Source organism: Microbacterium sp. KR10-403 (assembly GCF_040196215.1).
GTDB lineage: Bacteria > Actinomycetota > Actinomycetes > Actinomycetales > Microbacteriaceae > Microbacterium.
Genome location: NZ_JBEGDC010000005.1, coordinates 129,939 through 149,911 on the forward strand (window position 1 = coordinate 129,939; position 19,973 = coordinate 149,911).

The window sequence follows — 19,973 nt, forward strand, 5'->3', positions numbered from 1 at the left end:
GGACGCTGGAGCATGGGCGCCCGTCGGGGAGGACTGCTGGTCACCGTGCTGCTGGTGGCTCTGGTCGGTTGCGCGCCGGTCTCCGAGAACCTGCCGGCCACCGGCGTCCCGTCGTCGTCGAACGGGGACGATGGGACGATCGTCCGCGGACTCGACGCCCCGTGGTCCTTGGCGATGCTGCCCGACGGGGGAGCCCTGGTCTCACAACGGGACGACGGCAGGATCCTGGAGATCTCCGCCGGCGACCACGAGGTGCGCGAGGTGGGCACCGTGCCCGGCGTCGTCGCGCAGGGGGAGGGCGGGCTGAACGGCATCGCCCTCTGGGACGGGGACGGCGGCACCTGGCTGTACGCGTACCACGCGGCGGCCGACGACAATCGGGTGGTGCGGATGCCGCTGCTGGGCCAGCCGGACGCGTATCGCCTCGGCGATGCCGAGGTCGTGCTGCGGGGCATCCGCAAGGCGTCGTTCCACAACGGCGGGCGTCTCGCGTTCGGACCCGACGGAATGCTCTATGTGACGACGGGGGATGCGGGGGACTCCGCGCAGTCGCAGGACACGTCGAGCCTGGGCGGCAAGATCCTGCGCATCACGCCGGAGGGGGAACCGGCCCCCGGCAACCCGTTCGGCAACGCGGTCTACAGCTACGGCCACCGCAATGTGCAGGGCATCGCCTGGACGAGCGACGGCGTGATGTGGGCGGATGAGTTCGGGCAGGACACCTGGGACGAGCTGAACGTCATCGTGCCCGGCGGCGACTACGGCTGGCCGGTTGTCGAGGGCATCGCGCACGACGGGCGCTTCCGCGACCCGCTGCTGCAGTGGCACACGGATCAGGCCAGCCCCAGCGGCCTCGCGGCGGTCGGCGACGTGCTGTACCTGGCCTGCTTGCGCGGCGAGCGGCTGTGGCGCGTGACGACCGACGGCGACACCGTCGTGGGCGATCCTGAGGCTCTGCTGCAGGGGAGCGGACGGCTGCGGGATGCCGCGACCGCCGACGACGGGACGCTGTGGGTGCTCACGAACAACACGGACGGGCGGGGGAGCCCGCGCCCCGGCGACGATCGCGTGCTGCGGTTCGCAGTAACGTGACGGCATGACCACAATCGGCCGCGGCCTGCAACCGGGTGGCACCCACCTGGTCGAGAACCAACCCGAGTGGCGGGTCGGCACCGACGAATACGCAGCGAACCTCCCGCTCACACAGGCCGTCGACGACTTCGGAGCCGGCTGGGCCCAGGGCGAGCTGCACGAGATCGGCGCGCTGGTCGGCGGCGAGGACTTCCAGCGCGACGCCTTCCTGGCCCACGCGCACCCGCCGATCGCGCACACCTTCGACCGCTGGGGCTTCCGCCTCGACGAGGTCGAGTACGACGAGTCGTACCACCGCATCATCGCCGCCGCTGTCGCCCACGGCGCCCACACCTCGGCGTGGGCCGATCCCCGACCCGGGGCCGCCGTCGCGCGTGCCGCGGCGTTCATGCTCTTCGCGCAGATCGAGCCGGGCCATGCCTGCCCGATCTCGATGACGCACTCGGCCGTGGCATCCCTCAAGGAATCGCCCTGGATCGGCGACACCTGGCTGCCCCGGCTCTACTCGCGCGAGTACGATCGCCACCTCCTGTCGTCCAGCCAGAAGCCGAGCGCCCTGGTGGGCATGGCCATGACCGAGAAGCAGGGCGGCTCGGACGTGCGCGCGAACACGACCGTCGGCGTGCATGTCAGCGGGCACAGCTACCAGATCACCGGGCACAAGTGGTTCTGCTCGGCCCCGATGTCGGACGCCTTCCTCGTGCTCGCCCAGACGCGCCGCGGCGGCAGGGACGAGGGGCTGTCATGCCTGTTCGTGCCGCGGGTGCTGCCGCACGGTCAGCGCAACGTGTTCCGCATCCAGCGCCTCAAGGACAAGGTCGGCAACCGGTCCAATGCATCGGCGGAGGTCGAGTTCGACGGCACCGTCGGGAGGCTGCTCGGGGAGCCGGGACGCGGTGTGCGCACGATCATCGAGATGGTGCAGCGCACACGGCTCGACTGCGTGCTGGGGACGGCGGCGGGCATGCGGCAGAGCGTCGCCGAGGCGGTGTGGCACGCGCGGGGACGGCGGGCGTTCGGGCGTGATCTCGTGGACCAGCCGGCGATGACGGCGGTGCTGGCCGATCTCGCGCTCGAGGCGGAGGCGGCCATGCTCACCGGGCTGCGGCTCGCGCAGGCGTTCGAGGCGGATGCCTCATCGGCCGACGTCGCGTTCCGCCGGCTCGCGACGCCGGTGTCGAAGTACTGGGTGTGCAAGCGAGGCCCGCAGCACGCCTACGAGGCCATGGAGTGCCTCGGCGGCAACGGCTACACCGAGACGTTCCCCCTCGGCCGGCGGTTCCGCGAGCAGCCGGTCATGGCGATCTGGGAGGGGTCGGGCAACGTGATCGCGCTCGACGTGCTGCGTGCCCTCGCCCGCGATCCCGAGTCGGCCGCCGCCGTGCAGGACGAGCTGGTCTCCACGCAGGGAGCGCATCCGCTGCTGGACGCGCACGTCGCCCGCACGCTCGCGCTGCTGCACGAGATCGCGACGGATGACATGGATGCCGCGGCCGCCCACGCGCGTCGTCTCACCGAATTTCTCGCGCTGGCGCTTCAGGCGAGCGTCATGGTGCGCCACGCGCCGCAGATCGACGCCGAGGCGTTCATCTCAGCGCGCCTCGGCGACGATCGCGGGTGGCAGTACGGGGTGCTGCCGCGGGGAACGGATGCCGCGGCCATCGTGGCGCGGCACTGACGATCAGCGCTCGGGGAACTTGCTGGGCAGGCAGGTCATGACGAGCACGGCGATGCTGCCGAACGGGACGAGGCTGAGGAACACGAAGCCCCACGCGAAGCCCGCGTCGCGCAACCGTCGGACGAGCACGGCGAGGGTCGGGATGATGAGGGCCAGCTCCCAGAGACCGGCGAGCATGAAGAGCACACTGCCGAGGATCGAGATGCCCGCACCCGCGGTGTGGCCCGCGTTGATGCTCGCCGCCGCCGCGAGGACGATCACGAGTCCGACGATGTACAGCACCAGGAAGACGGCGTAGTTCGCCAGAATCCACCACCAGTACTCGGCGCGGCCGGCGCGCCCCGTGAACGTGGCGAACTTCGAGAACACGACGCGGATGGCGTCGACCAGGTTCCGCACGACCGGACGGTCGTCCTCGGGCGAGCGCCACATGCCGACCGGCGCGACGGCCGGGGCCGCATAGCCGGCATAGCCGGGCTGAGGCTGCGGTGCGCCGGGGTAGCCCTGCTGCGCACCGGGGTAGGCCTGCTGGGCGCCGGGGTAGCCCGGCTGTGCGCCCGGGTAGCCCTGCTGGGCGCCCGGGTAGCCCTGCTGGGCGCCCGGGTAGCCCTGCTGCACCGCCGGGTAGGGATCGGCTGCCGGGGCCACAGGCTCGGCCGGAGCCACAGGCTCAGCCGGAGCAGCCGGAGCGACCGGCGCCTCGGGCTGGGCGGCACGGGTCTCGGACGACCAGGCCACGCCGTTCCACCACCGCTGCCCATCCCCTCCCTGGGGGTCGGGGTACCAGCCGGCCGGGGGCAGGGATGAGGGCGTGCTCACGTGCGATCGTCTCCTTGGGGTGGGAAAAGCAGTACACCTACCGTAGCGGGTGCGCTTAGCCTGGTCGCGTGGGAATCCGAATGCCGGCGACGGCCGGAGCCGTCGTGATCTCGGTGCTCGCCGTCGCGAGCCCGGGCACGACGTCGCCGCCGCCTGCGGCGGCGCCGGCCGCGGCATCCATCACCGTCATCGCCGGCACCGACGATGATCTGACCGTGCAGGCGCAGGCGCGCGTCGCCGCGCTCAGCCTGCACGAGAAGGCGGCATCGGTGGTCATGGGGCACATCCCGACCACCGACACGGCGGCGCTGCGCTCGTACATGCAGAGCAGCGACGCCGGCGGATTCATCCTGATGGGCGCGAACATCCCCGGGAGCGAAGCGGCGCTGCGCACGCTGACGGCCGCATTGACGCTCGACCCGGCGCTGCCGCCGCTGATCGCCGTCGACGAGGAAGGGGGAGATGTCACCCGCCTGCCGTGGGACCGCTTCCCCGCCGCATGGCAGGTGCGCGACGACACTCCCGAGATCGCAGGGCAGGCGTATGCGGCCCGCGCCGCCCTCGTGCAGCGCGCCGGGATCGGCGTGAACTTCGGCGTCATCGCCGACGTCACCGATGACTCCGCCTCGTTCATCTACGACCGGGTGCTGGGAACGACACCGGATGCCGCGGCCGAGCGCGTCACCGCCGCCGTCGACGGCGAGTCGGGGCAGGTGCTGACCACGCTCAAGCACTTCCCCGGTCACGGTGCGGTCGAGGGCAACTCGCACGTGATGATCCCGTCCACGCCGCTGTCGAAGGCAGAGTGGAAGAAGACGGATGCCGTGCCGTTCGCCGCGGGCATCGACGCGGGCGCTCCCCTTCTGATGTTCGGGCACCTCGCCTATACCTCCGTCGACAGGGCGCCGGCATCGCTGTCGGCGACCTGGCACGAGATCGCGCGGGATGAGCTCGGGTTCACCGGCGTCGCGATCACCGACGATCTGGGCATGCTGCAGGCGTCGGGCGTCGCGGCCTACGCGGATCCCGTGGCGAACGCGGTGCAGGCGCTCGTGGCCGGAAACGACATGGTGCTCGCGGTCATGTACACGACGCCCGATTCGGTGCGCGCGATCAGTGACGGCATCGTGGCGGCGGTCAAGGACGGCACGCTCAGCGAGGATCGTCTCGACGAGGCGGCCGTCCGGGTGATGCGGCTGAGACTGCAGACCGCGGCGGACGGGCGCGGGCTGCTGCCATGCGACTCCTGCGGCGGCTGATCAGCCCAGGCTGTCGAGCAGCCGGTGCCGCAGCGCGTTCGCGCGGTCGGCGAACCCGCGCTGGCGGCGGACGTACTCGGCCTTGCCCTCCGGCGTCTCGATGCGCACCGGCGCGCCGGCCCAGGCCCGCATGTCATAGGGCGAGGCCTGCATGTCGAGGTAGCGGATGTCGCGGGCCAGCTCGAAGGCGTCGAGCAGCAGTTCGCCGGGCACGAGCGGGCCGAGCTTGACCGCCCACTTGTAGACGTCCATGTTCGCGTGGAGGCAGCCGGGCTGCTCGGTGTCCGCCTGCGTTGCGCGGCTCAGCCGCTGCCCGTTGCGCGGAACGGCGTCGGGCGTGAAGAACCGGAAGGCGTCGAAGTGCGTGCAGCGCAGCTCGTGCGCCTCGACGACGGCGTCGGTCTCGGACCGCCCGAGGCGCAGCGGCACCGGGTGTCGGTGCTCGCGCTGCCGATAGACCATCGCCCACTCGTGCAGGCCGAAGCAGCCGAACCGGGCAGGACGATCGACGGTCGCGCGGAGGATGCGGGTGATGCCGTCGACGAGCGCACCCTTCTCGGCGCGGAAGGCGGTGTCGTCGACGCGGGCGCTGCCCGGCGTCGTGCCGGGTGCGTACCAGCGCTTCGCCGCGCGCTCGGCGGCATCGTCGAGCTCGACACCCGTGCCCGGATGCCAGGCACGCAGCACCGCAGGCTTATAGGAGTAGTACGTGAACAGGAAGTCCTCGACGGGGTGCTTCTCGCCCCGTGCCGCCCGGGCGCGGTGCCCGGCGGTCAGCGCATCGGCGCGTTCGCGGTGCGCCGCCTCGCGGGCGCGCCACTCGGCACCGGGGAGCACGTCGGGAGCGGCGAGGACGGTCACCCTTCCAGGGTAGGCGGCTCTGCCGGCTCGATCAGTTCGGGCCCGTTGTTGCGCACGTTGCCGACGGCCTTTGAGACGGTGAAGTCGGCGAGGGTCTCGGCGACGTCGGGAGCCGCGTCGACCGCCGCATCGAGGATGTCGCCGACATTCTCTGTGGTGGGGTCGAGCCAGGCGTCGGCGAAGTCGGGGTCGAGGAACAGCGGCATGCGGTCGTGGATGGATCCGAGGTGGCCGATCGCGTCGCGGGTGAGGATCGTGAAGCTCAGCACCCATCGTGCAGGATCGTCGTCTTTCAGCGCCGGGTCCTTCCACCACTCGTAGAGGCCGGCGAAGAACATCGGAGAGCCGTCGGCCGGGTGGATGTAGTGCGGCGTCTTCAGACCCTCGGCGGTCTTCCATTCGTAGTAGCCGGATGCCGGGACCACCGCGCGGTGCTTGATGAGCGCATTGCGGAACAGGGGCTTGTCTTCGACCTCTTCGGCGCGGGCGTTGAACGCGCGCGAGCCGATCGAGACGTCTTTCGCCCACGAGGGGACCAGCCCCCATCGGGCCGATGCGAGCCGACGCGTGGGCGGCTCGGTCTTCACCGAATCGAGGACGATGGCCGCCTGATCGGTCGGCGCGATGTTGTAGGACGGCGCCGGCAGGTCATCGCCCTCCACATCGACGCGCAGCACGCCCACGAGCTCGGAACCGGCCTCGGCGACCACGAATCTTCCGCACATGGCTTCAGCCTAGGGCGGGCCACCGACATGCGTGCGGAGTCAGTCCTGGGCGATGCCGGCCTCTTCGAGGCGCTCGAGCAGCGCCGCGCCGTCGTCGCCGGTGACCCACGGCACTTCGGAGGCCGAATGGTCGTTCACGGTCGTGCGGCCGCCGGCCAGCACCGCCTGCGTCGACGAGAGGCGGCGGATCGCCACGGCGGAGACGCTCTCGGGGTGACTGCCGGCGAAGGCGGTGTAGATCGCGTCGTCGTGCTGCCCGTCGTCGCCGACCAGGAGCCAGCTCACCTGCGGGAATTCCTCGGCGAGCCGCTCCAGGTTGGCGCTCTTGTGCTCGGTGCCGCTGCGGAAGAGGCGGTCATGGGTCGGTCCCCAGTCCGTCAGCAGGAGCGCGCCCGTCGGGAACAGATGGCGGCTCAGGAACCGCAGCAGGGTCGGGCCGACGTTCCACGCTCCGGTGGAGAGGTAGACGACCGGTGCACCGGGGTTCTCGCGGACGAGACGTTCGAGGAGCACGGACATGCCGGGTACGGGCTGGCGTGCATGCTCGTCGACGACGAAGGAGTTCCACGCCGCGACCAGCGGGCGCGGCAGCGCGGTCACCATGACGGTGTCGTCGACGTCGCACACGATGCCGAAGCGGATGTCGTCTCCGACGACGAAGACCCGCGTATCGACCGGTGTGCCGTCTTCGACCGACATGGCCACGGTGTGCCACCCCGGGGAGAGGTCGACCGGCAGCACCGTGTCGACGACGCCACCACGGTCGGCGACCACGTCGTGCGTCGCGTCGCCGATGCGGACGGTCACCTGGGCGAAGCCGATCGGGACGGCCAGGAAGCTGCGCCATCCCCGCACGGATGCATATTCGCCGGTCGGGTCGCGGCGTGCCGGCGGGGTGATGAGCACGCGGCCGACGACCCGCACCCAGCCGTTGCCGCCGTAGCCGGGGAACGCCGCGACCGTGGGGGTCAGTCCGCGCCTGCGGGCGCGACGCTCGCGCCACGCGTGGAACCGATATTCCAGGCGCGCGAGCCACAGCACTTTGGCGCGCTGGGTCGCCGCGGGGTTCTCGGGCATCCGTCTCAGTCTCGCACGGTCGTGCCGTCGCTCCCAACGGACGACTCGGGCTCGGCGGCCAGATGCCGCTGTTCAAGACGCTCGAGCAGCTTCTTGCCGCCCACGATCAAGAGCAGGAACACGACGATGACGCCGATGAAGATGTACCCGGCGAGGTGCACGGTGTCGGCGGCGTCGCGGTACGTGTGCGCGGCGATCGACACCACGGTGACGTACATGCTCGCCCACAGCACGCACGCCGGCGCCGTCCAAGCCAGGAAGCGCCGGTAGCGGTAGCCGCTCATCCCGACGGTCAGCGGCACGACGGAGTGCAGCACGGGCAGGAAGCGGGAGATGAGGATGGCGATGCCGCCGCGCCGTGTGACGTACCGCTCGGCGCGCTGCCAGTGGCTCTCGCCGATCCATCGTCCGATGCGGGAATGGCGGATGCGCGGGCCGAGCACGCGCCCCAGCCAGAATCCGATGCTCTCGCCGATGAGCGAGCCCACGATGATCGTGGCGACGAGGGCCGCGCCCTCCCAGAAGGAGCCCACCGCCGTGCCCGCGACCATGACGATCGTGTCGCCGGGGACGAACAGCCCGACGAGCACGCTCGTCTCGAGCATCATCGCGACGCCGGCGATGAGCACGCGCCAGACCGGGGCGACGCTCTGCACGGCGTCGAGCAGGCCGGTGAGCAGGTCGTTCACCCCGCCGAGCTTACGGGCGCCGGCGCCCTCTAGCCTGGGAGCATGCCCCAGGTACTGCAGCCCGGCCGAGCGGTGCCGTGGCGCGATCCGTCCGCCGCCTTCGACGTGGTCGCCGCGGACCACGACGGTGTCTTCTGGCTGGACGCCGGACCCGACGCCTCCGACGGGCGCAGCATCGTCGGCTGGGGTGTGCCCGACGAGGTCGCACGTGTACGCAGCACCGTTGTGGTCGGCGGCGACGGCGCCTTCCGCGGCGGGTGGGTCGGCTGGTTCGGCTACGAGGCCGGCGCTGAGGCAGCAGGTGCGCCGGTGGCGGCATCCGATCCCGACGTCCCCGGCGACCTTCTGCTCGCCGTGCGCGGGTTCGCGGTGTTCGACCACGCCGCGCGCACGGTGGCCTGCCACGGCGACATCGACCTCGAGGGGCCGACACCGAGGCCTCCGCAGGCGCCGCGGACCGCGGCATCCACCGCCCGCAGCCGTCACACGCCGGTCGAGTACGCCGCGCTGATCGGCCGGTGCCGCGACGCCATCCGCGCGGGGGACGCCTACCAGCTGTGCCTGACCACGCGGTTCGAGGTCGACGGCGATGTCGATCCGATCGCCGCGCATCGCGCGCTGCGCGCGGCGACGCCCGCGCATCATGGTGGCCTCATCCGCTCCGGGGGCGTCGCACTGGTGAGTGCGAGCCCCGAGCGCTTCCTCGAGATCGGCGGGCGCACCGTGCGCACGCACCCGATCAAGGGCACACGGCCGCGTGGAGTGGATGCCGCGGCCGACGCGAGGCTTGCGGCAGAGCTCGTCGCGAGCCCGAAGGAGCGCGCCGAGAACGTCATGATCGTCGACCTCATGCGCAACGATCTCGCGCGGATGTGCGAGCCGGGCACCGTGCGCGTCGAGCAGCTGCTCGCGGTGGAGAGCTACCCTGCCGTGCACCAGCTCGTGAGCACGGTCGCGGGCACGCTGCGCGACGGCACGACGGTCGGGCAGGTGCTCGACGCCGCGTTCCCGGCCGGCAGCATGACCGGCGCACCGAAGCTGTCGGCGATGACGATCCTGCACGAGCTCGAGCGGGGACCCCGCGGTGTCTTCGCCGGCTGCTTCGGCTGGATCGGCGCCGACGGCGGGCTCGATCTCGCGATGGTCATCCGCTCGATCGTCACCCGTCCGGGCGGCGCGTATGTCGGTGCCGGGGGCGGCATCACGTGGCTCTCGGACGCCGCCGAAGAGGTTGCCGAGGTGGGGCTGAAGGCGCGGGCGCCGCTGCGGGCGATCGGCGCCGTGCCGCCCAGGGGGTGGTGAGACGCCGCTGGTATCCTGAAGGATGCGCGTTTCGCGCGGCATCCCGACATGATCCGATTGGCTCCATCCGTGTCTCAGACCACTGCTACCGACGTCCCGACCGAGGGCGGCTACGACCCGCACGTCATCCAGGCGAAGTGGCAGCGACTCTGGGCCGAGCAGGTGCCCTTCCGTGCCGGCGGCGACGACGACACGCGGCCGCGCAAGTACGTGCTGGCGATGTTCCCGTACCCGTCGGGCGACCTGCACATGGGACACGCCGAGAACTACCTCTACTCCGACATCGTCGCGCGCTACTGGCGGCATCGCGGTCACAACGTGCTCAACCCGATCGGCTGGGACTCGTTCGGGCTGCCCGCCGAGAACGCGGCGATCAAGCGCGGTGCCGACCCGCGCGAGTGGACCTACGCGAACATCGACCAGCAGAAGGCCGGGTTCCGTCAGTACGGCGTCTCGTTCGACTGGAGCCGTGAGCTGCACACGAGCGACCCCGAGTACTACCGCTGGAACCAGTGGCTGTTCCAGCGCCTGTACGAGCGGGGCCTGGCGTACCGGAAGCAAAGCCCGGTGAACTGGTGCCCGAACGACCAGACCGTGCTGGCCAACGAGCAGGTCGTCGACGGCCACTGCGAGCGCTGCGGCGCCGAGGTCGTGAAGAAGAAGCTCACGCAGTGGTACTTCCGCATCACGGACTACGCCGACCGGCTGCTGGACGACCTCGACACGCTCGAGGGGCACTGGCCGAACAAGGTGCTGCAGATGCAGCGCAACTGGATCGGCCGCTCCACCGGCGCCGACATCGACTTCGAGATCGAGGGCCGTGCCGAGAAGGTCACGGTCTTCTCGACCCGCCCCGATACGCTGTACGGTGCGACGTTCTTCGTGGTCGCGCCCGACTCCGATCTGGCGGCCGAGCTGGTCGCCGAGACCTCGGCCGACGTGCGTATGCAGTTCCAGGCATATCTCGAGAGGGTGCAGAAGCAGACCGACATCGAGCGGCAGAGCACCGAGCGCGAGAAGACCGGTGTGTTCCTGGGCCGCTACGCGATCAACCCGGTCAACGGCGAGCGGCTGCCGATCTGGGCGGCCGACTACGTGCTGGCCGACTACGGCCACGGCGCGGTCATGGCCGTGCCCGCACACGACCAGCGCGACCTCGACTTCGCGCGCGCGTTCGACCTGCCCGTGCGGGTCGTCGTCGACACGACCGTCGAGGGCGGTCCGACCCTGGACGAGCTGGATCCCGTCGCGACCGGCACGGCGATGGCCGGGGAGGGGCGCATGATCAACTCCGGCGCGCTCGACGGCCTGGGCAAGAAGGACGCCATCGCCGCGATGATCGCCGAGCTCGAGAAGCGCGAGGCGGGCCACGCCGCCACGACGTTCCGGCTGCGCGACTGGCTGATCTCGCGGCAGCGGTTCTGGGGCACGCCGATCCCGATGATCCACACCGAGGACGGCCAGATCGTCCCGGTGCCCGAAGACCAGCTGCCGGTGCTGCTGCCGCAGGCGAAGGACCTCGACCTCAAGCCCAAGGGCCAGTCGCCGTTGGGCGCGGCGACCGAGTGGGTCACCACGACCGACCCGGCCACCGGCGCGCCGGCGCGCCGCGACCCCGACACCATGGACACTTTCGTCGACAGCTCGTGGTACTTCCTGCGGTTCCTGTCGCCGAACTCCGCCACGCAGGCGTTCCCGCCGGCCGAGGCTGCGCGCTGGGCGCCCGTCGACTTCTACATCGGCGGCGTCGAGCACGCCATCCTGCACCTGCTGTACGCGCGGTTCATCACCAAGGTGCTGCACGACATGGGGCTGATCGACTTCGACGAGCCGTTCTCGAGCCTCATCAACCAGGGCATGGTCATCCTCAACGGCGCGAAGATGTCGAAGTCGAAGGGCAACCTCGTGCTCTTCAACGAAGAGCTCGACGCGCACGGCGCCGACGCGCTGCGCACGGCCCTCGCCTTCGCCGGTCCGGTGGAGGACGACAAGGACTGGGCCGACGTCTCGGCGACCGGTGCCACGAAGTTCCTCGCCCGCGCACTGCGCGTGGCGCACGACGTCGCGAGCCCGGTCGGCGCCGATGCGTCGACGGGCGACGTCGCGCTGCGCCGCGTCACGCACCGCGTGCTGGCGGACGCGTCGGGCCTCGTCGAGCAGACGAAGTTCAACGTGATCGTCGCGCGCCTCATGGAGCTGGTCAACGCCACCCGCAAGACCATCGACTCGGGGGCCGGTGCGGCCGACCCCGCCGTGCGCGAGGCCGCCGAGGTCACCGCGCAGGTTCTCGACCTCGTTGCGCCGCACACTGCCGAGGAGATGTGGTCGGTGCTCGGCCACGAGCCGTTTATCGGCCTTGTCGAGTGGCCTTCGGCCGACCCGGCGCTGCTGGTCGACGACAGCGTGACCGCGGTGGTGCAGATCGACGGCAAGGTGCGCGCGAAGATCGACGTGCCCGCCGACATCGCGCCCGACGTGCTCGAGCAGCTCGCTCGCGATGACGAGCACGTGCAGCGCTCGCTCGGCGACCGTGCGATCACGCGCGCGATCGTGCGCGCGCCGAAGATCGTCAGCTTCAGCACGAAGTAGCGGTTCCTCCCCAGGCAGGGCCGGGCGGGGAGTTGTCCACCGATCGGGGGAGACCGCCTCGGCGGTGCCCGGCGCGTGCCTAGCGTGGTCGGGTGTCATCCGCTGAGCCCGAACCCCGTGCACCGGCCCGCCACCGGCTCGGGCTCGGGGCCGCTGTGGTGCTCGTCCTGGTGGCGCTGGCCGTCACGGTGGGCATCGGCATCTTCCGCGGCCAGTCGGCGCCCACGCAGGCCGTCACGATCGATCAGACGCCGGCGGCCACGTCGGGTGCGGGGGCCGAGATCTACGTGCATGTGTCGGGCGCGGTGCGCGAGCCCGGGCTGTATGTGCTGCCGGACAGATCGAGGGTGGTGGATGCCGTGGCCGCCGCCGGCGGCTTCGCCAAGAGCGCCGCGCGCGACGGGGTGAATCTCGCCCGTGAGCTCAGCGACGGCGAGCAGCTCGTCGTCCCGAAGAAGGGGGAGGAAGCGACCGTCGCCCCCGGTGGCGGGGTCACCGCGGGTGGAAAGCTGAATCTGAATACGGCCGACCAGTCCGCGCTCGAAGAGCTGCCGGGCATCGGCCCGGCGCTCGGCCAGCGGATCATCGCGTGGCGTGACGAGAACGGCCGGTTCACGAGCGTCGACGATCTGCTGGCGGTGTCGGGCATCGGCGAGAAGGTCCTGGCCGGGCTGCGCGACCTGGTGACGGTGTGACGTGCGCGTACGGGATCTGCGGCTCGTCCCGATCGCCGCCGCCGCGTGGGGCGGGGCGGCAGCGGGCGTCATGCTTCCCGGGCTCGCACGGTGGATCGCCCTCGGGCTCTGGGCGGGCTCGCTGGCGGCGATCGGCATCACGACGCGACGGCGCACGACGGCGTGGGCACTGGTCGCCGTGAGCCTCGCGATGGCGGCGGCCGCGGCATCCCACGTCGCACTCGTGCAGCCCGCGCGCGCCGCGGCCGCGGAGCTGGCGATCGGCGGCGGTCGGGCGATCGTCGTGCACGCGACGGTCACCGGCAAGGCCGAGCGGACGGCATCGGGGCAGGTGGCCTTCGACGCCCGGGCCGACGAGATCGACATCGGCGAGAGGAGCGCGCGGGTCGCCGTGCCCGTGGTCATCCGCGGAGACGAGGGTGCGGATGTCGGTGCGCGCGTCGTCGCCTCGGGGACGGCGTTCGCCGCCGACGCGGGAGAGCGCGCGGTGCTGATCGTGAGCGCCGGGCGAGGCATCGACGTCGTGTCCGCGCCGACCGGGGTCGCCGCCGTGGCGGCGAGCATGCGCCATGCGCTGGCCGATGCGACCGAGGGACTACCCCAACCGGCCGCGGGTCTCATCCCGGGGCTCGCGGTGGGCGACACCGGGGGTGTGACGGCGACGCTGGACACCGCGATGAAGGCCGCGTCGCTCTCGCATCTGACGGCGGTCTCCGGAGCCAACTGCGCGATCGTCGTCGGGCTCGCCTTCGGCGCCGCGGCGCTGTGCGGTGCGCGGCGCGGCGTGCGCGTGGGCGCAGGAGTTGCCGCACTGGCGGGCTTCGTCGTGCTGGTCACCCCCGAACCGAGCGTCGTCCGCGCGGCGGCGATGGCCGGGATCGCCATGCTCGGCGTGCTGCTGGGGCGCGTGGGCGCGGGCGTCTCCCTTCTCGCGCTCGCGGTGGTCGTGGTGCTCGTCGCCGATCCGTGGCTGGCCGTGTCGATGGGGTTCGCGCTGTCGGCAGCGGCCACGGGCGCGCTGCTCGTGCTGGCGGCGCCGCTGGCTCGCGGGATGGCACGGTGGCTCCCGCAGGCCATCGCACTGGGGCTCGCCGTCCCGCTGGCCGCGCAGCTGGTGTGCGGGCCGCTGCTGATCCTCATCAACCCGACGGTGCCGCTGTACGGCGTCGCGGCGAATCTGCTGGCGGCTCCCGCGGCGCCGATCGCCACGGTGCTGGGGCTCGCCGCGTGCGTGGCGGCGCCCGTCGTCCCGATGCTCGCATCCGGGCTCGTCGCGCTCACCTGGCTGCCGGCTGCCTGGATCAGCGAGACCGCACTGGTGAGTGTCACCCTGCCGCAGGCCGCGCTGCCGTGGCCCTCGGGGTGGGTGGGTGCGCTCGCGTTGACGGCGGTGGGCGCGGCCGCTGTCATCCTCCTGCTGCCACGGACAGAACGCCGCGGGTGGCGCCTCGCGCGCCGGATCGCGGCGGCGTCGCTCGCCCTGATCGTCGGGGTGCAGACCGGCACGGCGGCCCTGCGTACGACGGTGGGGAGTCTGACACTGCCCGGTGACTGGACCATCGCCCTGTGCGACGTCGGCCAGGGAGATGCGATCCTCGTCCGTTCTGAAGGGGCTGTGGCACTCATCGACACCGGTCCCGATCCGGCGCCGCTGCGCGCCTGCCTCGACAGGTTCGGCATCCATCGCCTCGATCTCCTGGTGCTCACGCACTACGACCAGGACCACATCGGCGGGCTGGCGGCCGCCGAAGGCCGGGCTACGATCGTGCTGCACGGTCCGCCGGGCGACGCGGGCGATCGGCGGACGCTCGCCGACCTCGCATCCACGGGTGCGCAGGTGGTGGACGCCGCGGCCGGCCTGTCGGGCCGCCTCGGCGCCGCCACGTGGACCGTCCTGTGGCCGCGAGCGGATGACCCGGCGTTCCCGACCGGCAACGAGGCGAGTGTGGTGCTCGATGTGCGGGGCGGGGGAGTGCCCGCATCCCTCTTCCTCGGGGACATGGATGCCGTGTCCCAGCGCGCCCTGCGTGCGTCCGGTGCGCTGCATCCGCCGTATGCCGTCGTGAAGGTCGCGCACCACGGCAGTGCCGATCAGGATCCGGAGCTCTACCGTTCGCTCGGCGCCGCGGTCGCGTTGATCTCGGTGGGCGCCGGGAACGACTACGGGCACCCGCGGGCCGGGACCCTCGCCTTCCTGCGGGCCGACGGGATGACGATCGGGCGCACCGACCAGTCGGGGGTCGTCGCGGTGTCGGTCGACGGTGACGGGCTCGCCGTGTGGCGCGAGCGCGCGCCGCCGATGTCGGCACCGCCCCGTAGGCTGGAAGCATGCCGGCCCGCCGTACTCCCGCTCGCGCGAAGAGCGCGATCCCGCAGCTCGACTGGCGCACGCCGCAGCCGGCGCCGATCGTGCTGGTGTCGGGCCCCGAAGAGGTGTGCGCCGAGCGTGCCATCGCCGCCGTCCGCGACTATCTCCGTGCCGAAGACGCCAGCCTTGAGGTGAGTGATCTCCGCGCCGACGACTACGAGTCCGGCACTCTCATGGCGCTGACCTCCCCCTCGCTGTTCGGCGAGCCGCGCCTGGTGCGCATCACCGGGGGAGAGAAGTCGTCCGACGCGTTCCTCACCGAGGCGCTCGCGTATCTCGAGCATCCGCAGGACGGCGCGACCGTCATCCTGCGCCACACCGGCGCCACCGTGCGGGGCAAGAAGCTCCTCGACGCGATCCGCGCGGCGGCCGGCATCGCGGTGGAGGTGCCGTGCGCGGCCGTGAAGCGCGACGGCGACCGATTCGACTTCGCTGCCGGCGAGTTCAAGGCCGCGAAGAAGAAGATCGCGCCCGCCGCACTCCGCGCCCTCACCCAGGCGTTTGCGGACGACCTCACCGAGCTCGCGGCCGCGTGCCAGCAGCTGATCGCCGACGTCCCCGGCGAGGTGACGGCCGAGGTCGTGCAGCGGTACTACGGCGGCCGCGTCGAGACCACGGCGTTCACCGTGGCCGACACCGCGATCGCGGGTCGCTACGGCGACGCGCTGATCGCGCTGCGCCACGCGCTCGACTCGGGCGCCGACCCGGTGCCGCTGGTCGCCGCCGTCGCGATGAAGCTGCGGACGATGGCGCGCGTCGCGGGTCGCCGCGGCTCGTCGGCCGCGCTTGCGGCCGAGATCGGCATGAAGGACTGGCAGGTCGACCGTGCCCGGCGTGACCTGTCGGGCTGGAACGAAGAGAGCCTTGGCCGTGCCATCCAGGCGACCGCGCGGGCCGACGCCGAGGTCAAGGGCGCCTCGCGCGACGCCGTGTTCGCGTTGGAACGGATGATCACCGTCATCGCGACCCGCGCACCGTTCGGCGGCTGAGACGACGAAGCCCGCCCCTTGCGGGACGGGCTTCGGCAGAACTGCTCGCGTCAGAGCGCGTTGACCTGCTTCGCGATCGCCGACTTGCGGTTCGCGGCCTGGTTGCTGTGGATGACGCCCTTGCTGACGGCCTTGTCGAGCTTCTTGCTCGCGGTCCCCAGCGCCTTCTCGGCGGCGGCCTTGTCGCCGGCTGCGACGGCCTCGCGGGTGCGACGCACCGCGGTCTTCAGCTCGCTCTTGACGGCCTTGTTGCGCTCGCGCGCCTTCTCGTTGGTCTTGTTGCGCTTGATCTGCGACTTGATGTTTGCCACGTGTGGACGTTCTTTCGTTCAGGTGATCGGTTGAGTGCCGTCCGGCAGAGAGGGCGCCGTCGGGCGTGTGCGGGAAAAACCCACACGCAAGCCAAGAGAAGAGTCTACCAGGAAACGCCCGAGTCCCCGATTCGCGCAACCGGCGCGCGTGCACCATGATTACAGCACCCGAACACTCTCGCACGACGACGAGCGAGGAGACTTCCATGTCAGAGCCGACACCCGACCCGCGACTGCTGGCGGCGCGCTTCCCCGCGCGCATGCGCTGGGCGGCCGCGACGTCGTCCTTCCAGATCGAGGGCGCTCGGACCGGTGACGGCCGTGGCCGCAGCATCTGGGACACCCAGGTCGACGTACCCGGCTGGGTGAAGGACGGCTCCACGGCCGAGCCGGGTCCCGACAGCTACCACCGCTACGGCGACGACATCGCCCTGCTGCGCGAGCTCGGCGTCGATCGCTACCGGTTCTCCCTCTCGTGGGTGCGCATCCAGCCCGACGGAACGGGCCCCGCCGAGCCCCGTGGTCTCGACTACTACGACCGGCTCATCGACGGGCTGCTGGATGCCGGGATCACGCCCTTCCCCACGCTCTATCACTGGGACCACCCGCAGCAGCTCGAAGACGCCGGCGGCTGGCTCACGCGCGACATGGCCGACCGCTTCGCCGACTACACGAGCATCGTCGCCGACCGGTTCGCGGACCGCGTGCGGCACTGGTACACGATCAACGAGCCCGTCTCGATGTCCTTGCAGGGATACGGACTCGGCACGCTGGCGCCGGCCCGGCAGCTGCTGTTCGAGGCGCTGGCGACCGTGCACCATCAGCTGCTGGCCCATGGCCGGGCTGTGCAGGCGCTGCGTGCCGCGGGCGCGACAGAGATCGGCATCCCGAACAACCACACCCTCGTCCGACCCCTGCACCCGGATGACGGGGCGGCCGTGGCCACCTACGATCTGCTGCACAACAGGGTCTTCGCCGACCCGCTGCTGACGGGGGAGTATCCCGACCTCGAGTCGTTCGGGCTGCCGCCGATGCCTGTCCGCGGCGATGATCTGGCTGTCATCGCGGAGCCGCTCGACGTCTACGGCATCAACTTCTACAATCCGACCACGGTCACCCGTGCCACCGCTCCCGGCCCCCTGCCCTTTGACATCGTCCCCACGCCGGGTGTGCCGGTGACCGGTTTCGGTCCGGAATGGCCCATCGATCCGCCCGCGCTCCGCGACCTGCTGATCGATTTCGGCTCCCGGTACGGCGAGCGGCTGCCGCCCATCGTCATCGGCGAGAACGGCGCCTCGTTCCCCGAGCCCGAGCGGGCTGCGCGCGTGCAGGACGACGACCGCATCGCCTATCTCGCCGAGCACATCGGAGCGGTCGCCGACGCGATGGACGCCGGTGTCGACGTCCGCGAGTACACGGTGTGGTCGCTCCTCGACAACTTCGAGTGGGCGGACGGCTTCACCCAGCGCTTCGGACTCGTGCATGTCGATCAGCGCACCTCCGAACGCACGCCCAAGGCGTCCTTCGACTGGTATCGCACGCTCATCCGAGAGGCCCACGCATGACACCTCCCCGCACGACCAAGGTCGGTCGCCTCTGGTTCCTGCTCTTCACACTCGCGTGGCTGGCGATCTGGACCGTCCAGCTCACCCCCGTGCAGCTGCTGCTGCCCGATCAGCTCGACACGCCGGGGGATGCCGGCACCTGGGTGTACGGCGTCGTCTCGTCGGGCATCGTGCTCGGCATCGGGGGACTGGCCGGCATCGTCGCCGCACCCCTGTCCGGTGCCCTCTCCGACCGCACGCGGTCGCGCTGGGGCCGGCGCCGCCCGTGGGCGGTGGGCGCGAGCTGGTTGACGGCGGTCTGTCTCGTTCTCACCGGGTTCGCACACGGCGCGTGGCCGATCGGTCTGGCCTGGACGGGTGTCTCGATCGGCGTCGCCGTCGCGTCGGCCGCCTTCACCGCGCTCATCGCCGACCAGCTGCCCGAGTCGCAGCGTGGGGCGGCGGCCGCGTCTGCGAGCTCATCGCAGGCGGTCGGGATCGTCGTGGGTGTGGGCGCTGTCGTCCTGCTGGGGCTCAGCGTGCTCGCCGGGTATCTCGTTCTCGCCGTCTTCATCGCGGTGATCGGCACGCTGGCGGCCGTGTTCCTGCCGGATCCGAAGCCGGATGCCGCGCAGCAGCCGGTCCGCGAGCGCCGGGGTCTTCCCTGGGAGTCGCTCCGCGACCGCGACTTCGCCTGGGTCGTGTGGGGTCGCTTCGTCACCAACGTCGGCAATGCGCTGCCGACGACGCTGTTCCTCTTCTTCCTCATGTACGGGCTCGGGCAGCCCAAGGCAGACGCGGAAGACAACCTGCTGCTGATCATCGTCGTGTACACGATCTTCGTCGTCATCGCCTCGGTGCTCGCCGGCGGCTGGTCTGACCGGACGGGCGCGCGCCGCGGCCTGACGGTGATCTCCGCGCTCGTGCAGGCGGCAGCCGCCGTCGTCATCCTCGTCTCGCCGTCACTGACCACCACGATGATCGCCGCGGCACTGCTTGGCGTCGGCTACGGCGCGTTCTCGACGGTCGGGCTGGCCTTCGCGACCGATCTCCTGCCGCATCCCGACGACCATGCCCGCGACCTCGGACTCGTCAACACCGCGGCCGCCCTCGGTCAGCTGGTGGGCCCGCTGGTGGGCGCGCTGCTCGTGGCGCTCGTCGGCGGCTTCTGGCTGCTGCTGGTCTTCAGCGTCGTGCTCTCGGCGGTCGGCGGCATCATGTCGGGCTTTGCGCGTGAGCGTCGGAGCACACGGTCGCCACAGCCAGATCAAGCACTGCGTTGAAGACGCGCGGCCGCATGGCCGTGACCAGATGCGTCGTGCGCGGCACGACGATCAGCTCGGCATGCGGCACGAGCGCGCAGAAGGTGCGCTCGTTGATCCGCAGCTGGTCGAACTGCCCGTTCACGAACCAGGTCGGCACGGTGATGCGCCGCAGAGCGGCCGCGAGGTCGAGCTGCGCGAGAGAGCGCAGCGCGGCATCCTGCGCGAGGAACGCGTAGCCCCCGGCGCCGAAGTCGGCACGGGTGTCGTCCGGCAGCGTCGCGTCGAGCACCCGCTCGGCGAGCCAGAGCCCGTGATCGGGCAGCGCCGTCATGGCCTGCGTCGCGAACCGGTAGGCGGCCAGGCCCGCACCGCGCGGGAACGCGGTGCACGACCCCGCAACGAACCCGGCGAGCGGCGGCGGGTTTTCGCGCCCCGCGTACGCGGTGGACACGAGCCCGCCCATCGAATGGCCCACCAGCAGCACGGGGCCGTCGGCCGCGGCATCCCGCACCGCACGATCCACGGTCGCGAAGGCCTCATCCAGGGTGAACGGCTCGGCCATCCGGGTGCCGTGCGCGGGCAGATCCACCGCGGTGGAGGGGATACCGTGCTCGGTCAGATGCGCGACCTGCGTCCGCCACATCGTCGCGGAGGTGCGGATCCCGTGCACGAAGACGACGTGGACCACCATTCCTTCAGGGTAGGACAGG

The 19,973-nt window shown here is 71.4% G+C and carries 16 protein-coding genes and 1 pseudogene; 10 read left to right on the forward strand and 7 right to left on the reverse strand.

All coding sequences use genetic code 11. The features are described from left to right. Positions 1-12: 12 nt before the first annotated feature. Positions 13-1,092: a PQQ-dependent sugar dehydrogenase gene (locus ABMQ42_RS12355; protein ID WP_349723297.1), complete on the forward strand. Its 1,080-nt coding sequence runs from the start codon at positions 13-15 to the stop codon at positions 1,090-1,092. A gap of 4 nt (positions 1,093-1,096) precedes the next feature. After that, on the forward strand, positions 1,097-2,770 hold the full coding sequence (locus ABMQ42_RS12360) for an acyl-CoA dehydrogenase family protein (RefSeq protein WP_349723298.1): 1,674 nt from the start codon (positions 1,097-1,099) through the stop codon (positions 2,768-2,770). Between the two features lie 3 nt (positions 2,771-2,773). Here ABMQ42_RS12360 and ABMQ42_RS12365 read toward each other — a convergent pair whose 3' ends face one another. Beyond that, the gene (locus ABMQ42_RS12365; RefSeq protein WP_349723299.1) at positions 2,774-3,589 is read right to left on the reverse strand and encodes a DUF805 domain-containing protein; all 816 of its coding nucleotides are present in this window, start codon (positions 3,587-3,589) and stop codon (positions 2,774-2,776) included. Between the two features lie 68 nt (positions 3,590-3,657). Here ABMQ42_RS12365 and ABMQ42_RS12370 point away from each other — a divergent pair, with 68 nt between their 5' ends. Then, positions 3,658-4,848 (forward strand): glycoside hydrolase family 3 N-terminal domain-containing protein, encoded by a 1,191-nt coding sequence (locus ABMQ42_RS12370; RefSeq protein ID WP_349723300.1) that lies wholly within the window; start codon positions 3,658-3,660, stop codon positions 4,846-4,848. Here ABMQ42_RS12370 and ABMQ42_RS12375 read toward each other — a convergent pair whose 3' ends face one another. From ABMQ42_RS12375 to ABMQ42_RS12390, 4 genes are read right to left on the reverse strand one after another with little or no spacing between them, the layout of a single operon-like run. After that, on the reverse strand, positions 4,849-5,709 hold the full coding sequence (locus ABMQ42_RS12375; RefSeq protein ID WP_349723301.1) for a 3-methyladenine DNA glycosylase: 861 nt from the start codon (positions 5,707-5,709) through the stop codon (positions 4,849-4,851). Further along, entirely contained in the window at positions 5,706-6,434 is a 729-nt protein-coding gene (locus tag ABMQ42_RS12380) for an SOS response-associated peptidase (RefSeq protein ID WP_349723302.1), read from the reverse strand. Before ABMQ42_RS12380 ends, ABMQ42_RS12375 begins: the two co-directional genes overlap by 4 nt. A gap of 39 nt (positions 6,435-6,473) precedes the next feature. Continuing rightward, the gene (locus ABMQ42_RS12385; protein WP_349723303.1) at positions 6,474-7,511 is read right to left on the reverse strand and encodes an App1 family protein phosphatidate phosphatase; all 1,038 of its coding nucleotides are present in this window, start codon (positions 7,509-7,511) and stop codon (positions 6,474-6,476) included. Between the two features lie 5 nt (positions 7,512-7,516). Next, positions 7,517-8,200 carry a DedA family protein gene (locus ABMQ42_RS12390; RefSeq protein WP_349723304.1) on the reverse strand — a complete coding sequence of 228 codons (684 nt, stop codon included), beginning with the start codon at positions 8,198-8,200 and terminating at the stop codon, positions 7,517-7,519. 42 nt (positions 8,201-8,242) lie between these two features. Here ABMQ42_RS12390 and ABMQ42_RS12395 point away from each other — a divergent pair, with 42 nt between their 5' ends. The 5 genes and pseudogenes from ABMQ42_RS12395 to holA all read left to right on the forward strand — a co-directional run bounded on the left by ABMQ42_RS12395 (position 8,243) and on the right by holA (position 16,143). Continuing rightward, a complete protein-coding gene (locus tag ABMQ42_RS12395) occupies positions 8,243-9,502 on the forward strand; it encodes an anthranilate synthase component I family protein (RefSeq protein ID WP_349723305.1) in 1,260 nt (419 codons plus the stop codon). 48 nt (positions 9,503-9,550) lie between these two features. After that, the gene (leuS, locus tag ABMQ42_RS12400; protein ID WP_502884699.1) at positions 9,551-12,091 is read left to right on the forward strand and encodes a leucine--tRNA ligase; all 2,541 of its coding nucleotides are present in this window, start codon (positions 9,551-9,553) and stop codon (positions 12,089-12,091) included. A 92-nt stretch (positions 12,092-12,183) separates the two neighbouring features. Continuing rightward, positions 12,184-12,786 carry a helix-hairpin-helix domain-containing protein gene (locus tag ABMQ42_RS12405; protein ID WP_349723307.1) on the forward strand — a complete coding sequence of 201 codons (603 nt, stop codon included), beginning with the start codon at positions 12,184-12,186 and terminating at the stop codon, positions 12,784-12,786. A 562-nt stretch (positions 12,787-13,348) separates the two neighbouring features. Further along, a pseudogene (locus tag ABMQ42_RS12410) lies at positions 13,349-14,569 on the forward strand (ComEC/Rec2 family competence protein); the annotation flags it as partial. 545 nt (positions 14,570-15,114) lie between these two features. Then, positions 15,115-16,143 carry a DNA polymerase III subunit delta gene (gene holA / locus ABMQ42_RS12415; RefSeq protein WP_349723308.1) on the forward strand — a complete coding sequence of 343 codons (1,029 nt, stop codon included), beginning with the start codon at positions 15,115-15,117 and terminating at the stop codon, positions 16,141-16,143. A gap of 50 nt (positions 16,144-16,193) precedes the next feature. Here holA and rpsT read toward each other — a convergent pair whose 3' ends face one another. Next, positions 16,194-16,454, reverse strand: coding sequence for a 30S ribosomal protein S20 (gene rpsT / locus ABMQ42_RS12420; RefSeq protein ID WP_349723309.1), 261 nt, complete (start codon positions 16,452-16,454; stop codon positions 16,194-16,196). 206 nt (positions 16,455-16,660) lie between these two features. Between rpsT and ABMQ42_RS12425 the strand changes: the two genes are divergently transcribed. Together ABMQ42_RS12425 and ABMQ42_RS12430 are read left to right on the forward strand one after the other, a co-directional pair. After that, on the forward strand, positions 16,661-18,019 hold the full coding sequence (locus ABMQ42_RS12425) for a GH1 family beta-glucosidase (RefSeq protein WP_349723310.1): 1,359 nt from the start codon (positions 16,661-16,663) through the stop codon (positions 18,017-18,019). Then, complete coding sequence (locus ABMQ42_RS12430; RefSeq protein WP_349723311.1) at positions 18,016-19,281, forward strand: MFS transporter; 1,266 nt, start codon at positions 18,016-18,018, stop codon at positions 19,279-19,281. The genes ABMQ42_RS12425 and ABMQ42_RS12430 overlap by 4 nt, the downstream gene beginning before the upstream one ends. Here ABMQ42_RS12430 and ABMQ42_RS12435 read toward each other — a convergent pair. Beyond that, the gene (locus ABMQ42_RS12435) at positions 19,214-19,954 is read right to left on the reverse strand and encodes an alpha/beta fold hydrolase (protein ID WP_349723312.1); all 741 of its coding nucleotides are present in this window, start codon (positions 19,952-19,954) and stop codon (positions 19,214-19,216) included. The genes ABMQ42_RS12430 and ABMQ42_RS12435 overlap by 68 nt on opposite strands. Positions 19,955-19,973 lie beyond the last annotated feature (19 nt).